Source organism: Streptomyces sp. NPDC102278 (assembly GCF_044766345.1).
Classification (GTDB): Bacteria; Actinomycetota; Actinomycetes; order Streptomycetales; family Streptomycetaceae; genus Streptomyces.
The window spans coordinates 147009-164507 of the sequence record NZ_JBIWLV010000015.1 but is presented as its reverse complement, the minus strand read 5'-3'; the positions used below and the strand labels follow the sequence as shown (position 1 = coordinate 164507).

Here is a 17499-nt window from a genome sequence, read left to right as displayed (position 1 = left end):
CCCGCCGCCCCGCGCGGCCGCCCCCCCCCCCCCCCCCCCCCCCCGAACAATCACACCCCCCCCCCGCCCCCCGGGGGGGGGGGTGGGGGGGGGGGGGGGGGGCGGCGGGCCCCCCCCGCCCCTCCCACGTTTCATCGTCCGCGCGTGCCGGCGGCTACGGCGCCCGGTGGCGTCCTTCAGCCGAGCCCTTGGCCGCCTTGGCGACCGCCTTGGCCTCCTTCTCGGCGGCCTCCTCGGCCTCCCACTCCGCGATCACGTCGATCGGCGGCGGCGCCTTCGCGAGGAACACCCACGTGAAGTACACGGCGAGCACCATCGGCGGGAGCTTGAGCGCGATGAGCACCCACCCCAGCTGCGTCGCGTCGCCCCACCAGTACAGCGGGAAGAGGATCGCGTACTTGGCGAGGAAGATGAGCCCCCACGCCAGGCTGGCCTTGGTGTACGCCTTCTTGCGGCCCGGGTTGCGGGTCCGCCAGGACAGGTTCTCCTTGAAGACCGGTCCGAGGATCACGCCGAGCAGCGGGAAACCGACCAGCGCCGAGAGCGTGAACGCGAATCCCAGGCCGACGCCGTAGATCATGCCGGGCAGGTAGAAGCCCTTCGCGCTGCCCGTGAAGAGGGCGAAGGCGACGCCCACGCCCACGCCGAAGACCCCGCTGAAGGCGTGCTTCACGGTGTCCTTGCGCAGCAGCCGCACGATCACGAGCAGGACCGCGACGGCGCCCGCCGCGATGGCGGAGCTCTTCACGTCCTTGTTGATCGTGTAGATCATCACGAAGAGCAGGCCGGGGAGCATCGTCTCCACGGTGCCCCGGATGCCGCCGAAGGCGTCGAAGAGCGCTGCCTGCGTCACCGCCTTCTGGTCCGCCGCGGGCTCCGGCGGTTCCGCCGGCGTGGTCGGTTTGTCGAATGACGTCACCGGTTACTGCTCCTGTCCGAGCGGTCGGAGTTCGTACTTCGGGTTGAAGAGGACCCGACGCCCATGGCTCATCGAGATCCGGCCGGAGGCGATCATGCGCCGTCCGGGCTCGATTCCCACGATCGAGCGACGTCCGAGCCACACCACGTCCAGCGGGGCCGAGCCGTCGAACAGTTCCGCCTCCAGGGCGGGAACCCCCGCGCGCGGCCGCAGGGTCACGGTACGCAACGTTCCGGTCACCTTGACTATCTGGCGGTCGTCACAGTCGCAGATACGCGTGCATCCCGCGGCTTCTGCGTCCTCCTGCAGCTCCGCCGAATGCAGCTCCTCCTGCGAGGTGGAAAGCCGCTCTATCATCCGGCGGAACCGGCCCGCCGGCCTGGCCGGTTTCGCGGGCTTCTCGGGACGCGGTTCAGCACTCATACAGGAAGCGTACCGGCGCGCCCGCTACCTCTCGAAGCGGTATCCCATGCCCGGTTCGGTGATGAAGTGGCGGGGGTGCGAGGGGTCCGTCTCCAGCTTGCGCCGCAGTTGCGCCATGTAGACCCGCAGGTAGTTGGTCTCCGTGCCGTACGAGGGCCCCCAGACCTCCTGGAGCAGCTGCTTCTGGCTGACGAGCTTGCCGGCGTTGCGGACGAGCACCTCCAGCAGGTGCCACTCCGTGGGGGTGAGGCGTACGTCGCGCCCCGCGCGCACCGCCTTCTTGGCGGCCAGGTCCACGGTGAAGCCCTCGGTCTCCACCACGACCTCGTCCTCGCCGGCGCCCGCGCCCGGTTCGGCCCGACGGACGGCCGCCCGCAGCCGGGCCAGCAGCTCGTCCATGCCGAAGGGTTTGGTGACGTAGTCGTCGGCGCCGGCGTCCAGCGCCTCGACCTTCTCGTCGGAGCTGTGCCGGGCGGACAGGACCAGGATCGGCACGCGGGTCCATCCGCGCAGCCCCCTGATCACCTCGACGCCGTCCATGTCGGGCAGGCCGAGGTCGAGGACCACCACGTCGGGGTGGCGGGCGGCGGCGAGTTCCAGGGCGCTCGCCCCGTCGGCGGCGGCGTCGACCTCGTACCTGCGCGCCTTCAGGTTGATCACGAGGGCTCGGACGATCTGCGGTTCGTCGTCCACCACGAGCACCCGGGTCATTGAGGGCCTGCCTTCTGTCGTACGGAGGGATCGACCGGTCGATCGAAAGAGGAAGAGGGAGAGTGAGAGGAAGGGGTGTCGCCGGTCGGGCCGGTCCGGCCCGCGCCGTCCACCGTGACGGGCGAGGGCGCTCGTTCCCCCGTCACCGCGCGCAGGGTGAGCACCATGGTCAGCCCGCCGCCGGGCGTGTCCTCGACGTCGAGGGTGCCGTCCATGGCCTCCGCGAACCCGCGCGCCACGGCCAGGCCGAGGCCCACCCCGGCGCCGCGCGGGGAGTCGCCGTGGCGCTGGAAGGGGGCGAAGATCCGCTCCTTGGCCTCGTCGGGCACCCCGGGTCCGCGGTCGACGACCCGTACCTCGACCCGGTCGCCGAGGAAGCTGGCCGCGACCAGCACCCGCTCCCCCGCCGGGCTGTACTTGACGGCGTTCTCCACCACGTTGGCGACGGACCGCTCCAGCAGCCCGGGGTCCACGGCCACCATGGGCAGGGTCTCCGGGACGTCCAGCACCACGCTGTCCTCCGGTACGCCGCCCAGCGCCATCGGGACCACCTCGTCGAGGTCGATCTCGCGGATCAGGGGGGTCACCGTGCCGGTCTGGAGCCGGGACATGTCGAGCAGGTTGCCCACGAGGTGGTCGAGCCGGTCGGCGCCGTCCTCGATGCCTTCGAGGAGTTCGGCCCGGTCCTCCTCGGACCATTCGACGTCGTGGGAGCGCAGCGAGCTGACCGACGCCTTGATGGAGGCCAGGGGCGTGCGCAGGTCGTGGCTGACGGCGGCCAGCAGCGCGGTCCGGATCCGGTTGCCCTCGGCCATCCGGCGGGCGTCCTCGGCCTGTCCCACCAGTCGCTGCCGGTCCAGGACCACGGCGGCCTGGGCGGCGAAGGCGCCCAGTACCCGGCGGTCCTCCGCGGGCAGCACCCGCCCCGACAGGGCCAGGGCCATGTGTTCCCCGATCGGCATGTCCACGTCCGCGTCCTCGGGCCGGGTGGCGGGACGCGGGCCCACGCTGCCCGCCGGGGCCCAGGGCTCGACGTCGCTCTCCCGCTCCAGCAGGGCCACCGACTCCATGGCGAAGGTCTCGCGCACCCGCTCCAGCAGGGCGTCCAGGGTGGTTTCGCCGCGCAGGACGCTGCCCGCGAGGAAGGAGAGTATCTCGGACTCGGCGCGCAGACGGGCGGCCTGCTGGGTCCGCCGGGCCGCCACGTCCACGACGGAGGCGACGGCGACGGCCACCCCGAAGAAGACGGCGATGGCGACGATGTTCTTGGGGTCGGAGACCGTGAAGCGGTGCACCGGCGGTGCGAAGAAGTAGTTCAGCAGGAGAGAGCCGAAGGCCGCCGACGCCAGTGCGGGCACGAGTCCGCCGAGCAGCGCGGCGGCCACGGTCAGCGCCAGGAACAGCAGCATCTCGTTGGCGAGGCCGGGGTCGCCGTCGATGTTCGCCAGGACGAGGGCGAGCAGGGCCGGACAGAGCACGCCGACGATCCAACCGGCCACCACGCGGGGCCGGCCGAGTCGGGCGGCGGAGCGGACCACGGGCAGCCCGCGCCCCTTGGCGACCTCCTCGTGCGTGACGATGTGGACGTCGAGGTCGGGCCCGGAGTCCCGGGCGACGGTGACGCCCACGCCCGGTCCGAAGACGTACTGCCATGTCTTGCGGCGGCTGGAGCCGAGGACGATCTGGGTGGCGTTGACCCCGCGGGCGAAGGCGAGCAGGGCGTCGGGGATGTTGTCGCCGATGACGTGGTGGAACGTTCCGCCGAGGTCTTCCACCAGGGTGCGCTGGACCGCGAGTTCCTTCGGCGAGGCCGCGGTCAGCCCGTCGCTGCGGGCGATGTAGACGGCCATGATCTCGCTGCCCGAGCCCTTGGCCGCCATCCGCGAGGCGCGCCGGATCAGGGTGCGGCCCTCCGGACCGCCGGTGAGGCCGACGACGATCCGTTCGCGGGCCTGCCAGGTGGAGCGGATGTCGTGCTCGCCCCGGTACTGCTGGAGGTACTCGTCGGCCCGGTCGGCCACCCACAGCAGCGCGAGCTCGCGCAGGGCGGTGAGGTTGCCGGGGCGGAAGTGGTGGGACAGGGCCGCGTCGACCTTGTCGGACTTGTATATGTTGCCGTGCGCCATCCGGCGGCGCAGGGCCTGCGGGGACATGTCGACCAGCTCGACCTGGTCGGCCCGCCGGACCACCTCGTCCGGTACGGTCTCCCGCTGCCGCACGCCGGTGATCGACTCGACCACGTCGCCGAGGGACTCCAGGTGCTGGATGTTCACGGTGGACACGACGTCGATGCCCGCCCGGAGCAGCTCCTCCACGTCCTGCCAGCGCTTGGCGTTGCGCGAGCCCGGCACGTTGGTGTGCGCGAGCTCGTCCACCAGTGCCACGGCGGGGCCGCGGGCCAGCAGCGCGTCCACGTCCATCTCCGTGAACCCGGCGTCCCGGTAGGTCAACTCCCGGCGCGGCACCTGTTCGAGTCCGTGCAGCATCACCTCGGTGCGCGGCCGTCCGTGGTGCTCGACGAAGCCGACGACGCAGTCGCCGCCGCGCTCCACCCGACGGTGGCCCTCGGAGAGCATGGCGTACGTCTTGCCCACACCGGGTGCCGCGCCGAGGTATATCCGTAGCTTGCCGCGTCCCATGCGCCCATTCTCGGGGACGTCCCCGCAGTTCACGCGCCGATGTACGGCGATGGGCGCATCCCTGACGCTTCCCTGACGCGGTGGCCGGAAACGGCGGTGGGCCGTACCCCCGCGAGGGTACGGCCCACCGATCGGAGGTCCACACATCGGAGGTCCACCGACCGGAACCGGTCGTCGAGCGAGGTCAGCGGACCTCGGTGATCTCCGGACCGCGTTCCAGCTGGCCCATGCCGCCGCCGAAGCGGGAGCCCTCGGGCTCCTCGGTCGTCTGCACGCCGTCCGGCACCATCTGGGCGTCGTTCGGCAGCTTCAGGACGATGGGATCGCGGGGAGCCATCGGGCCGTCGCCGCGCAGGACGACGGTGTCCCGGAAGATCTGCTCCAGGACGCCGGCCGACTCCGGGCGCACCGCGCCCTGGCCGGAGATGACACCGCGCAGGAACCAACGGGGGCCGTCGACGCCGACGAAGCGCACGAGCTGGGCGCCGGTCTGGCCGTCGGGCAGCGGTACGGGGACCTGGGCGCGGAGCTCCCAACCCAGCGGGCCTTGGACCTCGTCGATGATGCCGCCCTGTTGGGTGATGCCCGTGGCGATCTCGTCGCGGACCTCGCCCCAGATGCCTTCCTTCTTGGGCGCCGCGAAGGCCTGCAGCTGCACGGCGCTGTCGCCGAGGACCACGGTCGCGGCCACGATCGCGTCACCGGCGACCTCGACGCGCAGTTCCATGCCCTCGACACCGGGTACGAGGATGCCGCCGAGGTCGACCCGGCCGTCCTCCGGATTGCCGATCACCTCGGAGACGTCCCAGGGGCCGTCCGGCCTCGGGGCCGGCGGCAGGTTCGTCCGGCGCGGCTTGGCGTCGTCGAGCGCCTCGGCGTCGTCCGGCTCATCGGCGCGTGCGCCGTCGACCTGCTCGGCCGCGCCGCCGTCCCTGACGGAGTCGTTCTTCTTGCGACGTCCGAACACGTCACTGTCCTTCCCGGTCGGTTACGACCGAAGCGTAGCCATTCCCACCCTGCTGACCAGCCTCGGATCCGGCCACGGCCGCATGACCGCCGGTGGAGCCGAAACCCCCCTCGGCCCGGGCCGAGCCGGGAAGTTCCGCCACCTCGTGGAAGCGCACCTTCTCGACCCGCTGGACAACCAGCTGGGCAATGCGGTCGAAACGCTCGAACCTGACGCTCTCGCGCGGGTCGAGATTGACCACGATCACCTTGATTTCCCCACGGTACCCGGCATCCACCGTCCCCGGGGCATTCACCAGCGCGAGGCCGCAACGGGCGGCCAGGCCCGAGCGCGGGTGCACGAAGGCGGCGTACCCGTCGGGCAGCGCGATGGAGACGCCGGTGGGCAGCACGATCCGCTCGCCGGGAGCGAGCTCGGCGGCCTCGGTGGTCACCAGGTCGCAGCCCGCGTCACCGGGGTGACCGTAGGCAGGCAGGGGCACCTCGGGGTCGACGCGGCGGATGAGCACGTCGACTTCCCGACGGGAGTCGTGGTTGTTCTGAGACATCAGGGGTTCACCTCGAAGGCGCGTGCGCGCCTGACCTGGTCCGGGTCGGCCATCGCCGCCCGGATCTCCTCGGGCCGTCCGTTGTCGATGAAGTGGTCGACCTTCACCTCGATGAAGAGGGCGTCCGCGCGTACGGCGACCGGTCCCTCGGGACCGCCTATTCGGCCGACCGCGGAGCAGTAGATCTTCCGCCCGGCCACGGCGGTCACCTCCGCCTCCAGGTACAGCACGGTGTCCACGGGGACGGGCCGTACGTAGTCGGTCTCCAGCCGGCCGGTCACCGCGATGACGCGCAGCAGCCAGTTCAGGGAGCCGAGCGTCTCGTCGAGCGCGGTGGCGAGGACGCCGCCGTGGGCGAGACCGGGGGCGCCCTGGTGGGCCTGCTTGACGGTGAACTCGGCGGTGACGCGCACGCCCTCGCCCGCCCGCGCCTCCAGGTGGAGCCCGTGGGGCTGTCCCCCGCCGCAGCCGAAACAGTGCTCGTAGTGCGCGCCGAGGAGTTCGCCGGGGCCCGGGGCGTCGGGATGCCGGACCGGCGCCGTGGCGTCGGCCGGCGGCGTCAACGCTGTGTTTCGTCCACTCACAGCCGCTGACCTTACCCGCGCGGCTAACCGCCGGTCGCCTCGTGGCAGGCTTGGACCCATGCAGCCCTCCCCCGCGCACCACGACGAACGCCTGACCGCTCCCCGCGCCTGGTGGGGCATCGCCGTGCTCCTCGGCGTCGCGTGCGCGCTGATGCTGTTGCCGCTGGGCACGCTGCCGATGCTGCTCGGTCTGGTGGGGGGCACCGTGCTGGCGGGGATGGTGGTGAGTTCGTACGGCTCCGCGCGCGTGCGCGTGGTCAACGGTGCGCTGGCGGCGGGCGACGCGCGGATCCCGGTGACGGCCCTGGGCGAGCCCGAGATCCTGGAGGCCGAGGAGGCCCGTGCCTGGCGCACGTACAAGGCCGACACCCGCGCCTTCATGCTGATGCGCAGCTACGTGCCGACGGCCGTCCGCGTCGAGATCACCGATCCGGCCGACCCGACTCCCTACGTGTACGTCTCCACGCGCGAGCCGCAGGCCCTGGTGGCGGCCGTCCGCGCGGCGAAGAACAGCCCGGCCGCGCCGGCCGCCGGCTGAGTCCGGGAGGTCGGGGACGACGCCCCGGGGGCGGTCGTCAGCCCCACCGTTGCGCGTCGGGACCCTCGATGGCCTCGTCGTTGGCCCCGGGAAGGGGCTGCGCGGGCTGCTCAAGGGGCGGCAACTGCGGGAGTGCGTCCCAGGCCACGGCGCGGGTCCGCAGGTCCGCACGCACCTTCTCGGCGAGTTTGCGGGTGTCCCGGCGGTTCATGACCGCGCCGACCGCGGCGCCCACCATGAACGGCATGAGGTTGGGCAGGTTGCGGAACATCCGCTTCATGATCTGTTGGCGCAGTTCGCGCTTCATCTGACCGCCGAGCGCCGCGTTCAGCGTGGTCGGCTTGGTCAGGTCGACCCCGCGTTCCTCCGTCCACGACGTGAGGTACGCGAAGCTGCGTTCTCGGAGGTTGCCGGGCGCCCGGAGCCCGTACACCTCGTGGAGTTCGGCGATGAGCTTCAGCTCGATCATCGCCACACCGGTGATCTCCGCGGCCAGTTCGGCCGGCATCGCGGGCGGCACCGGCAGCATCGCCGCCGCGCCGATGCCCGCGCCGACGGTGGACGTGGCGTTGGCGGCGCCGGTGATCAGTTTGTCGGCGAGCCGATCGGGGTCGAGGCCCGGGAACTGCGCGCGCAGGGTCGCGAGGTCCCGAACCGGAACGCGCGGTGCGTTCTCGATGATTCGGTCGGTGATGTACAGGGCGGCGGCCTTCGCACCTTCGCCGCCCTTGCGCACACCGTTCTTGACGGCTTGCACCCGACGAGCCCCGAACCACTGTCGGGACCCCTCGTCGGCCGCTGTGGCCGACGGCACCGCCGCGGCGGTGTCGGAGGGCACGGCGGGTACGCCGGGGGCTCCATGGCCCGTTGCCGGGTCCGTGGCTCCCACCTGCGTCTCCGCCGGATCACCAGATTTCCGGAAGCGTCGCTTCCGAAATGGCGTCGAGCCTGTCACGGCCGACGCCTCTCAGTCGCAGTCGCGACAGATCGGCTGACCGTTCTTCTCACGTGCCAGCTGGCTGCGGTGGTGCACCAGGAAGCAGCTCATGCAGGTGAACTCGTCGGCCTGCTTGGGCAGGACCCGTACGGCCAGCTCCTCATTGGAGAGGTCCGCACCGGGAAGCTCCATGCCTTCGGCGGCGTCGAAGTCGTCCACATCGACGTTCGACGACGACTTCTCGTTGCGCCGGGCCTTCAGCTCTTCGATGCTGTCGTTGTCAACGTCGTCGTCCGTCTTGCGTGGGGTGTCGTAGTCCGTTGCCATTGTTCGCTCTCCCCCTCTGGGATTTAGCGGTGTCTCAGCGCACGTAACGCGCGAGAGGCCGGACTTGTGCCCGACCTGAGGCGGAGATTTTGCCTCACATCAAGGTCTGTTACTCAATCGACACCCAGCCGCACGCCCGAAGGCGCATTTGGCTGGGATGACGACCGGGACCGTACACGGTCCGGGGGCCGTCTTGCACAAACGCCACCCCGTGTATTTCCCGCCATCATGGGGGCCGGAAACCCGGACTTCCCGGGCTTTCCGGCCTCCTCGGGGTCACCGAACGCACATGACCCGACACTCGACAATGTGATCGATCACACAGGCTCCCTCGCGTTCACCCCTGCCCCGTTCAGCCAACAGCGAACATGCGGGACCCCAGGTCACAGGGGCAGCGTGACACGCATCACGAGGCCACCGCCCTCGCGGGGCGTCGCCTGGATGCGGCCGCCGTGTGCGCGGGCCACGGAGCGCGCGATCGAGAGACCGAGCCCCACACCCTTGTCGCTGCCCGTTCGCTCGGTACGCAGCCGCCTGAAGGGCTCGAAGAGGTTCTCCACCTCGTACGCGGGAACAACGGGACCCGTGTTCGATACGAGCAGCACCGCGTGACCGTGCTGGACCTCGGTGGTGACCTCGACCCAGCCGCCCTCCGCGACGTTGTACCGGACGCCGTTCTGCACCAGGTTGAGGGCGATCCGCTCCAGCAGCACGCCGTTGCCCTGGACGACCGCCGGGGCGCGCTCGCCGCGGATCTCCACACCCTTGGCGCCGGCCTCGCCGCGCGCCTGCTCGATGGCCCGCGAGGCGACCTCGGCCAGGTCCACGGGCTTGCGTTCGATTATCTGGTTGTCGCTCCGGGCCAGCAGGAGCAGGCCCTCGACCAGCTGTTCGCTGCGCTCGTTGGTGGCGAGCAGCGTCTTCCCGAGCTGTTGGAGCTCGACCGGGGCCCCGGGATCGGAGAGGTGCACCTCCAGGAGCGTCCTGTTGATCGCGAGCGGTGTCCGCAGCTCGTGCGAGGCGTTGGCCACGAACCGCTGCTGGGCCGTGAAGGCCCGCTCCAGCCGGTCGAGCATCTCGTCGAAGGTGTCGGCCAGCTCCTTGAGCTCGTCGTCCGGGCCGTCCAGCTCGATCCGCCGGGTCAGGTCCGAGCCGACCACCCGGCGGGCGGTACGGGTGATCTTCCCCAGCGGCGAAAGCACCCGGCCGGCCATCGCGTAGCCGAAGGCGAAGGCGATGATGCTGAGTCCCAGCAGGGCCATCAGCGACCGGCTGAGCAGGTCGTCCAGGGCGTGCCTGCGCTGTTCCAGGACGCACGCGTTGATGGCGGCGTTGAACTGGTCGAGCGGCTGGCCCTTGCCGGCCACCCCGGGGCAGGTGTTGCTGATGACCGTGACGTCCGTCCCGTCCACGATCTTGAAGGGCGTGCCGTTGCCCTCGCGCAGCGCCTGCGCCGCCAGCAGGTAGATGATCGACAGCAGCAGGATGCCCGCGATCAGGAACATCCCGCCGTACAGCAGGGTGAGCCGTATCCGGATCGTCGGCCGCAGCCACGGGAAGGGAGCCTCGGCCTGTCCGGGGTCCCAGGTGGGTTTCGGTGGCGCCGCGGGCGGCGCCGGTGTCGCCGGCATCCCCGTCAGATCCGGTATCCGGAGCCCGGCACGGTGACGATCACGGGCGGCTCGCCGAGCTTGCGCCGCAGGGTCATGACGGTCACCCGGACCACGTTGGTGAAGGGGTCGGTGTTCTCGTCCCAGGCCTTCTCCAGCAGCTGCTCGGCGGAGACCACCGTGCCCTCGCTGCGCATGAGGACCTCCAGCACCGCGAACTCCTTCGGCGCCAGCTGCACCTCCTTGCCCTCGCGGAAGACCTCGCGGCGGTTCGGGTCCAGCTTGATGCCGGCCCGCTCCAGCACGGGCGGCAGGGCCACGGTCGTGCGCCGCCCCAGGGCCCGCACGCGGGCGGTGAGCTCGGTGAAGGCGAAGGGCTTGGGCAGGTAGTCGTCCGCGCCGAGTTCCAGTCCCTCGACCCGGTCGCTCACGTCGCCGGAGGCGGTGAGCATCAGCACGCGGGTGGGCATGCCGAGCTCGACGATCTTGCGGCAGACGTCGTCGCCGTGCACGAGCGGGAGGTCCCGGTCGAGCACGACCACGTCGTAGTCGTTCACTCCGACGCGCTCAAGGGCCGCGGCGCCGTCGTACACGACGTCCACGGCCATGGCCTCCCGGCGCAGGCCGGTGGCCACCGCATCGGCGAGCAGCTGCTCGTCCTCGACGACGAGTACGCGCACGTCGTTTCCTTCCTTCGAGCCCACGAGGGCACACCTGTATTGCGTCGACCATCCTGCCCGTTTCGGCGGTAAACCGGCTGTAAGGCGCCGCTCGGCCGCCTTCCCCCGGGTGGAAGTGAGGATTCCCCGGCCTCGCGAGGTTTCTGGGCCCGGGGCGCCGGGGAGGACGACTGCACACCCCGACCACTCCTGACGGCGGACTGCCACGTGCTCACCCGTCGACGACCCATGAAGAGGGGGCGCACCCACCATGGACGCATTCACCGCAGGCCTTCTGCAGCGCATCGAGGCCACGCAGTCCGACCTCAGCAAGGCCCGTGAGACGGGCGACGACCACCTCGCGGATGTGGAACAGGCGGAGTTGGAGGACCTCCAGCGCCTGGCCGCCGAACACGGGGTACCCGTGGAGCACGCCGTGTCCGTCACGGCCGCCTGAGCCCACCCCGCCCCGGACCCTCCGACCCCGGACCCGACCCCGGCCGCCCCTTCGGCGCCCGGGGTCTTTCCGTGGGCCCGCCCGCCCGAGGCCGACCGGGCCGCCGAGGACCCTCAGTCGCGCCAGGCCTGCGCCTCGTCCAGCAGCGGTTGCAGCGAGGCGAACACGGCCGGCGTGGCCGCGAGCGCCAGCTCGCCCGAGGCCGGCCGGCCCGGCCGGCCACCGGTCAGCGCCCCCGCCTCGCGCGCGATCAGTTCGCCCGCCGCCAGGTCCCAGGGGTTCAGCCCCCGCTCCCAGTACCCGTCCAGCCGCCCGGCGGCCACGTCGCACAGGTCCACGGCCGCCGAGCCGCCCCGCCGGATGTCCCGTACGAGCGGGATGATCCGCCGCGCGACCTCGGCCTGGTGCGCCCGCCGCGTCTGCACGTACGCGAACCCGGTCGCGACCAGCGCCTGGTCCAGCGGCGCCGCCGGCCGGCATGCCAGGCGGGTGTCGCCCAGCCACGCCCCGCCCCCGAGCACCGCGTGGTACGTCTCCCCGCGCATCGGGGCCGCGACGACCCCGACCACGGTCTCGCCCCGGTACTCGGCGGCCACGGACACGGACCAGCTCGGGAGTCCGTACAGGTAGTTCACGGTGCCGTCGAGCGGGTCCACGACCCAGCGCACGCCGCTGGTCCCCGGGGTGTCCGCGCCCTCCTCGCCGAGCAGCCCGTCCTCGGGGCGCCGCCGCCCGAGGATCTCGGTGATCAGCTTCTCCGCCGCGATGTCCATCTCGGTCACCACGTCGATCGGGCTGGACTTGGTCGCGGCCACCGCGAGGTCCGCCGGTCGCCCGTCGCGCAGCAGTTCACCCGCCCGGCGGGCCGCCTCCAGACCCACGTCGAGCAGTTCGGCCTTCAGTTCCGCGGAAATCATGGTCGTGCCACTCCCAGGGGTCAGGCGTACGGACTGTCCTCCCCCGCGGCGGCCGGCCGCGGGGCGCGCGCCGGGCAGCAGCCCACCGCGCACAGATCATGACTCGGGCCCAGCAGACCCAGCGCGCACCGCTCGACCGGCTCGCCGCGCTCGGTGGCGGCCCGCTCCAGCACCAGGTCCCGTACCGCCGCCGCGAACCGCGGGTCGGCGCCGACCGTCGCCGAGCGGGCGATCGGCAGGCCCAGCTCGGCGGCCTTGGCCGTGGCCTCCGTGTCGAGGTCGTAGAGGACCTCCATGTGGTCCGAGACGAACCCGATCGGCACCATCACCACCGCCGGCGTGTCCCCCGCGTGGAGGGCCTCCAGGTGGTCGCAGATGTCCGGCTCCAGCCACGGGATGTGCGGGGCGCCGCTGCGCGACTGGTAGACGAGGTCCCAGGGCAGTTCGGTGCCGGTCTCGGCGCGGACCGCGTCAGCGATCAACGCGGCCACGTCGAGGTGCTGGCGGACGTACGCACCACCCTCGCCGTGTTCGTCCACCGGGCCGGAGGTGTCCGCGGAGGCGGTCGGGATCGAGTGCGTGGTGAACACCAGGCGCGCTCCCGCCCGCACGTCGCCCGGCAGCTCGGCCAGGGAGGCGAGCACTCCGTCGATCATCGGCCGCACGAAGCCCGGGTGGTTGAAGTAGTGCCGCAGCTTGTCCACCCGGGGCAGCTCGCCCACCCCTTCCTCGGCCAACCGCGCCAAGGCGTCGGCGAGGTTCTCCCGGTACTGCCGGCAGCCGGAGTACGAGGCGTACGCGCTGGTCGCGAGCACCGCGATCCGGCGGCGCCCGTCGGCGGCCATCTCCCGCAGCACGTCGGTCAGGTACGGGGCCCAGTTCCGGTTGCCCCAGTAGACGGGCAGGTCCAGTCCGTGCTCCGCGAAGTCCTTGCGCAGCGCGTCCAGCAACTCGCGGTTCTGCCCGTTGATGGGGCTGACCCCGCCGAACCCGAAGTAGTGCTGTCCGACCTCTCTGAGCCGCTCGCGCGGGATGCCGCGCCCCCGCGTCACGTTCTCCAGGAACGGAACGACGTCGTCGGGGCCCTCGGGGCCGCCGAAGGAGAGCAACAGGAGGGCGTCGTAGGGGGCGGCGTGGCCCTCGGCCGCTCGGGGGGCGCTGGCGCGGAGCTGGTCAGACATGCTCGAATCCTGCCATTCGCCGGCCCGGGCCGGGGAAACGCCCCCGGCGCGTTCGCCACCGGCGATCGAAGGTAAGGTCACCTGACTTTCTGTCTGGATTTTTCCCCATGCGGTCGCCTTGTCGGCGGCCGTAATCTGTGGGGGCCACAGACGTCCCTTACGGAGCGCAACGTGCCCAGTCCCTACCGCGCGATCTTCGCGACCCCCGGCACCAAGGGGTTCACGGCCGCCGGCCTCATCGGTCGGATGCCCCTGTCCATGGTCGGCATCGGCGTGCTGACGATGATCACCGAGCTCGGCGGCAGCTACGGCCTCGCGGGCGGGATCACGGCGACCATCGCGCTGTCGGCCGCCGCCGTGGGCCCCCAGGTGTCCCGACTGGTGGACCAGTACGGACAGCGGCGGGTGCTGCGCCCGGCGACGCTCGTCGCGGCGGCGTCCGTGACCGGCCTGCTGCTCTCGGCGGCGAACGAATGGCCCACGTGGACCCTCTTCGTCTTCGCGGTCGTCGCGGGCTGCGTGCCCAGCGTCGGTTCGATGGTGCGCGCGCGGTGGACGGCCCTCTTCCGGGACACCCCGCAGCTGCACACCGCCTACTCGTTCGAGTCGATCGTCGACGAGCTGTGCTTCATCATCGGCCCGCCGCTCGCCGCGACCCTGTCCGCGAGCTGGTTCCCGGAGGCCGGGCCGGTGGTCGCGCTCGTCTGCCTGCTGACGGGCGTGTGGTGGCTGACCGCGCTCACCGCCACCGAGCCGAAGCCCCATCCGCGTCACCCGCACACGGACCGGTCCTCGGCGCTGCGCTCCCCCGGCCTCCAGGTCCTGGTCGCCACCTTCGCCGCCACCGGCGCGATCTTCGGGTCCGTGGACGTGGCCACGCTGGCCTTCGCCGAGGAGCAGGGCAACAAGTCCCTCGGCGGGGTGTTCCTGGCGATCTGGGCCTTCGGATCCTGCCTCGCGGGCATCGTCTTCGGCCTGCTGCACTTCAAGGGCAGGGCCGAACCTCGGTGGATGCTGGGCATCAGTGCGATGGCCGTGAGTATGATCCCCCTCCTACTGGCCGGGAACCTTCCGTTTCTGGCCGTGGCGCTCTTCGTCTCGGGCCTCGCCATCGCTCCCACGATGATCACGACGATGGCCCTGATCGAGGCGCACGTACCTCACGCGAAGCTGACCGAGGGCATGACCTGGATCAGCACCGGCCTCGCGGTCGGTGTCGCGCTCGGGTCCTCCGTGGCCGGCTGGGTCGTCGACGCGGCCGGCGCGCGGACCGGGTACGTCGTCTCGCTCTCGGCGGGGGTGACCGCGGCCGCGGTGGCGTTCGCGGGATTCCGTCGGCTGACGAGGCCGGCGCAAGGGGAGGAGCCAGGCACCGATGGGGACGGCGACAGCAGGGCAGAGCGGGTACGCCGGGACGGCGAGGACGCCGGCCACGTGGCGTAACTGGGCGGGGAACGTCAGTGCCACGCCCGCCCGCGTGGTGACCCCGACCTCGGTCGGGGAGCTTCAGGAGGCGGTCCGTCGGGCCGCCGAGGACGGATTGAAGGTGAAGGCGGTCGGCACCGGCCACTCCTTCACCGCGGCCGCCGCCACGGACGGCGTGCTGATACGCCCGCAGTCCCTGGCCGGCATCCGGTCGCTGGACAGGACGGCCGGCACCGTCACGGTGGCGGCGGGGACGGTCCTCAAGGACCTCAACCAGGCCTTGGCCAAGGAGGGCCTGTCGCTCACGAACATGGGCGACATCATGGAGCAGACGGTCTCCGGCGCCACCAGCACCGGCACCCACGGCACCGGGCGCGACTCGGCCTCCCTCTCCGCGCAGATCCGCGGGTTGGAGCTGGTCACGGCCGACGGCCGGCTGCTGACGTGCTCCGAGAAGGAGAACCCGGAGGTCTTCGCGGCGGCCCGCCTCGGCGTCGGCGCGCTCGGCGTCCTCACCTCGATCACCCTCGCCGTGGAGCCGATCTTCTTCCTGACCGCCCGCGAGGAGCCGATGCCCTTCGACCGGGTGACGGCCGAGTTCGACGAGCACTTCGCGGAGAACGAGCACTTCGAGTTCTACTGGTTCCCGCACACCGGGAACTGCAACACCAAGCGGAACAACCGCAGCCAGGGCCCCGCCGCCCCGCCCGGCGCGGTGAGCGCGTGGGTGGAGGACGAGCTGCTGTCCAACGGCGTCTTCCAGGCCGTCAACTCGCTGGGTCGCGCGATCCCGGCGGCCGTCCCGGGCATCGCCCGCATCGCCAGCCGGGCCCTGTCGGCGCGCACCTACACGGACATCCCGTACAAGGTGTTCACCAGCCCGCGCCGGGTGCGGTTCGTGGAGATGGAGTACGCGCTCGCGCGGGAGCACGTCGTCGGGGCGCTGCGCGAGCTGAAGGCGATGGTCGACGGATCCGACCTGCGCGTCAGCTTCCCGGTGGAGGTGCGGACGGCTCCGGCCGACGACATCACCCTGTCCACGGCGTCGGGCCGGGAGACGGCCTACGTGGCGGTCCACATGTACAGGGGCACCCCGTACCAGGCCTACTTCACGGCGGCGGAGCGCATCTTCACCGCGCACGGCGGACGACCGCACTGGGGCAAGGTGCACACGCGGGACGCGGAGTACCTCGCGGGGGTGTACCCGCGCTTCGGCGAGTTCACCGCCCTGCGGGACCGGCTGGACCCGGACCGGGTGTTCGGCAACGACTACCTGCGGCGCGTGCTGGGGAGCTGACCCCGGTTCAGGAGGGGTTCGGCGCGGGCCCGGTACCGGTGCCGGTCCCCCCGGAACCGGAGCCCGAACCGGACCCCGAACCACCGCTCGGCGTGCCCGGGGTGGGGGTCGGGGTGGGAGTGGGCGTCGGCTTCGGGTCGGGCCCGGGCGGCGTCGGCTCCGGGGTCGACTCCCCGGAACGGGAGGGCGTCGGGTCGGGTCGGGGGCTCTCGCCGCCACGGGAGGCCGAGGGTTCCGGGGAGCCCTTCCCGGTTCCGGGGCTCTCGCCGCCCTTGCCGTCCCGCTCGTCCTTGGCGCCGCCGTCGGTGTCGTCGGCGCCCCCACCGGGATCCTGTCGCGGCGTGCTCGGCTTGTGGTCGGCGGCCTTGCGGGTGCCCCCGGACAGGATGGTGCCGCCGCCCTGGCTGACCGAGGTGCCGGCGATCGCCTCGTAGGTGCCCAGCCCGCCGAGGGCGAGGGCGAAGGCGGCTCCGGAGGCGACGGCCGTGCGCTTCCAACCCCGCACCCGGGTGCCGTGCACGGTCGCCTCGCCGAACTCGTCGGCGGGCAGGGCCGCACCCGGCAACAGCGAGCCGTCCGCCGCCTGGTCCTTGTGCACCTCCGGCACCTGACGGGCCTTGGGGCGGGCGCTCTCGCGCAGCTGGTCGCCGGTACGACGGAACAGGTGCTGGACGACGGGCCCTCCCGCGGTGGCGACCACGCTCACCACGCCGGCTCCGAGGATCGTGCCGTAGACCCCCATCTGCGAGGCGAGCAGCGCCGCCGCGACGGTGGCGGTGGAGGTACCCGCGATCTGCGCCACGCTCAGATCGAGCTTCTTCTTCCCGGGTTCCGCGTCCACCGTGTCCCGCGTCGTCTTCTGACCCATCGCCATCCCCTGCGTGCCCTGCCTCTCGCGCTTCTCCTCTTCCAGCAGTTACTGACACCTGAGCGAAACAGAAAGTTCCGTTTCGGGGGATTCTGTGAAGCAGGACACCCGAAAACCGACCGGGGCGCAGGTCCGGCCGGATACCGACCGCATTCAGGGCAGCTCAACTCCCGCCGCCCGAGACAAGTTCGGCGGCGCGGCGGTCCACCTGCGTGGCCCGAATGGAGTACTGTGGCGAGCCCTGGGGCCGTCCTTCCTTTCGGATGTCCGGACCCGGGAGAGGGGGCCGGACGATGAAGAAACGGCACTCGAGACCGGCGATGCCGCGGTGTTGCACGGGTTCCTGCTGCACACAGTAATCACTTGGTCACTGTGCGTACCCAACAGGTAACCGTGCCATAACGGCGATCAAGGGCGCATGCCCGACACGCCGGTTTAACTCGGCAAGGTTGTGGCAGGCTGCACCCGGGCAGGCCACACTCGACTAGCGGAA

Annotated in this window: 18 protein-coding genes; 4 read left to right on the top strand and 14 right to left on the bottom strand. The window is 71.7% G+C overall.

Annotation, left to right across the window (positions count from 1 at the left end):
- Positions 1–154: 154 nt before the first annotated feature.
- The 7 genes from ACIRO3_RS29495 to ACIRO3_RS29465 form a co-directional block, all read right to left on the bottom strand.
- Positions 155–919 carry a DUF3159 domain-containing protein gene (locus tag ACIRO3_RS29495; protein ID WP_404141779.1) on the bottom strand — a complete coding sequence of 255 codons (765 nt, stop codon included), beginning with the start codon at positions 917–919 and terminating at the stop codon, positions 155–157.
- 3 nt (positions 920–922) lie between these two features.
- Positions 923–1342, bottom strand: coding sequence for an OB-fold nucleic acid binding domain-containing protein (locus ACIRO3_RS29490; protein WP_078998499.1), 420 nt, complete (start codon positions 1340–1342; stop codon positions 923–925).
- A gap of 24 nt (positions 1343–1366) precedes the next feature.
- The gene (locus tag ACIRO3_RS29485; protein WP_361773295.1) at positions 1367–2053 is read right to left on the bottom strand and encodes a response regulator; all 687 of its coding nucleotides are present in this window, start codon (positions 2051–2053) and stop codon (positions 1367–1369) included.
- The gene (locus ACIRO3_RS29480) at positions 2050–4692 is read right to left on the bottom strand and encodes an ATP-binding protein (protein WP_404141776.1); all 2643 of its coding nucleotides are present in this window, start codon (positions 4690–4692) and stop codon (positions 2050–2052) included. The genes ACIRO3_RS29485 and ACIRO3_RS29480 overlap by 4 nt, the downstream gene beginning before the upstream one ends.
- A gap of 184 nt (positions 4693–4876) precedes the next feature.
- Positions 4877–5659 carry a DUF3710 domain-containing protein gene (locus ACIRO3_RS29475; RefSeq protein ID WP_361773301.1) on the bottom strand — a complete coding sequence of 261 codons (783 nt, stop codon included), beginning with the start codon at positions 5657–5659 and terminating at the stop codon, positions 4877–4879.
- A gap of 1 nt (position 5660) precedes the next feature.
- The gene (gene dut, locus ACIRO3_RS29470; protein WP_361773304.1) at positions 5661–6206 is read right to left on the bottom strand and encodes a dUTP diphosphatase; all 546 of its coding nucleotides are present in this window, start codon (positions 6204–6206) and stop codon (positions 5661–5663) included.
- Entirely contained in the window at positions 6206–6790 is a 585-nt protein-coding gene (locus ACIRO3_RS29465) for a PaaI family thioesterase (RefSeq protein ID WP_361773307.1), read from the bottom strand. Before ACIRO3_RS29465 ends, dut begins: the two co-directional genes overlap by 1 nt.
- A gap of 58 nt (positions 6791–6848) precedes the next feature.
- Between ACIRO3_RS29465 and ACIRO3_RS29460 the strand changes: the two genes are divergently transcribed.
- Positions 6849–7328: a DUF3093 domain-containing protein gene (locus tag ACIRO3_RS29460; protein WP_361773310.1), complete on the top strand. Its 480-nt coding sequence runs from the start codon at positions 6849–6851 to the stop codon at positions 7326–7328.
- A gap of 37 nt (positions 7329–7365) precedes the next feature.
- On the opposite strand, the gene ACIRO3_RS29455 is transcribed toward ACIRO3_RS29460, so the two are convergent.
- The 4 genes from ACIRO3_RS29455 to ACIRO3_RS29440 form a co-directional block, all read right to left on the bottom strand.
- Positions 7366–8283: a hypothetical protein gene (locus ACIRO3_RS29455; protein WP_404141773.1), complete on the bottom strand. Its 918-nt coding sequence runs from the start codon at positions 8281–8283 to the stop codon at positions 7366–7368.
- Between the two features lie 12 nt (positions 8284–8295).
- Entirely contained in the window at positions 8296–8592 is a 297-nt protein-coding gene (locus ACIRO3_RS29450) for a DUF4193 domain-containing protein (protein WP_053676268.1), read from the bottom strand.
- Positions 8593–8975: 383 nt separating this feature from the next.
- Positions 8976–10223, bottom strand: coding sequence for a HAMP domain-containing sensor histidine kinase (locus tag ACIRO3_RS29445; protein ID WP_361773316.1), 1248 nt, complete (start codon positions 10221–10223; stop codon positions 8976–8978).
- A 5-nt stretch (positions 10224–10228) separates the two neighbouring features.
- The gene (locus ACIRO3_RS29440) at positions 10229–10882 is read right to left on the bottom strand and encodes a response regulator transcription factor (protein WP_030008767.1); all 654 of its coding nucleotides are present in this window, start codon (positions 10880–10882) and stop codon (positions 10229–10231) included.
- Positions 10883–11132: 250 nt separating this feature from the next.
- Here ACIRO3_RS29440 and ACIRO3_RS29435 point away from each other — a divergent pair, with 250 nt between their 5' ends.
- A complete protein-coding gene (locus tag ACIRO3_RS29435) occupies positions 11133–11318 on the top strand; it encodes a hypothetical protein (protein WP_361773319.1) in 186 nt (61 codons plus the stop codon).
- 113 nt (positions 11319–11431) lie between these two features.
- Here ACIRO3_RS29435 and ACIRO3_RS29430 read toward each other — a convergent pair whose 3' ends face one another.
- Positions 11432–12235 carry an inositol monophosphatase family protein gene (locus tag ACIRO3_RS29430; protein WP_361773322.1) on the bottom strand — a complete coding sequence of 268 codons (804 nt, stop codon included), beginning with the start codon at positions 12233–12235 and terminating at the stop codon, positions 11432–11434.
- A 20-nt stretch (positions 12236–12255) separates the two neighbouring features.
- Complete coding sequence (locus ACIRO3_RS29425; RefSeq protein ID WP_404141770.1) at positions 12256–13416, bottom strand: ferrochelatase; 1161 nt, start codon at positions 13414–13416, stop codon at positions 12256–12258.
- Positions 13417–13587: 171 nt separating this feature from the next.
- Between ACIRO3_RS29425 and ACIRO3_RS29420 the strand changes: the two genes are divergently transcribed.
- Both ACIRO3_RS29420 and ACIRO3_RS29415 read left to right on the top strand, forming a co-directional pair.
- Entirely contained in the window at positions 13588–14859 is a 1272-nt protein-coding gene (locus ACIRO3_RS29420; RefSeq protein WP_361773328.1) for an MFS transporter, read from the top strand.
- Positions 14792–16138 carry a D-arabinono-1,4-lactone oxidase gene (locus ACIRO3_RS29415; RefSeq protein WP_404141767.1) on the top strand — a complete coding sequence of 449 codons (1347 nt, stop codon included), beginning with the start codon at positions 14792–14794 and terminating at the stop codon, positions 16136–16138. The genes ACIRO3_RS29420 and ACIRO3_RS29415 overlap by 68 nt, the downstream gene beginning before the upstream one ends.
- A gap of 7 nt (positions 16139–16145) precedes the next feature.
- Here ACIRO3_RS29415 and ACIRO3_RS29410 read toward each other — a convergent pair whose 3' ends face one another.
- Positions 16146–17006 (bottom strand): hypothetical protein, encoded by an 861-nt coding sequence (locus tag ACIRO3_RS29410; RefSeq protein ID WP_404141765.1) that lies wholly within the window; start codon positions 17004–17006, stop codon positions 16146–16148.
- Between the last annotated feature and the right edge of the window lie 493 nt (positions 17007–17499).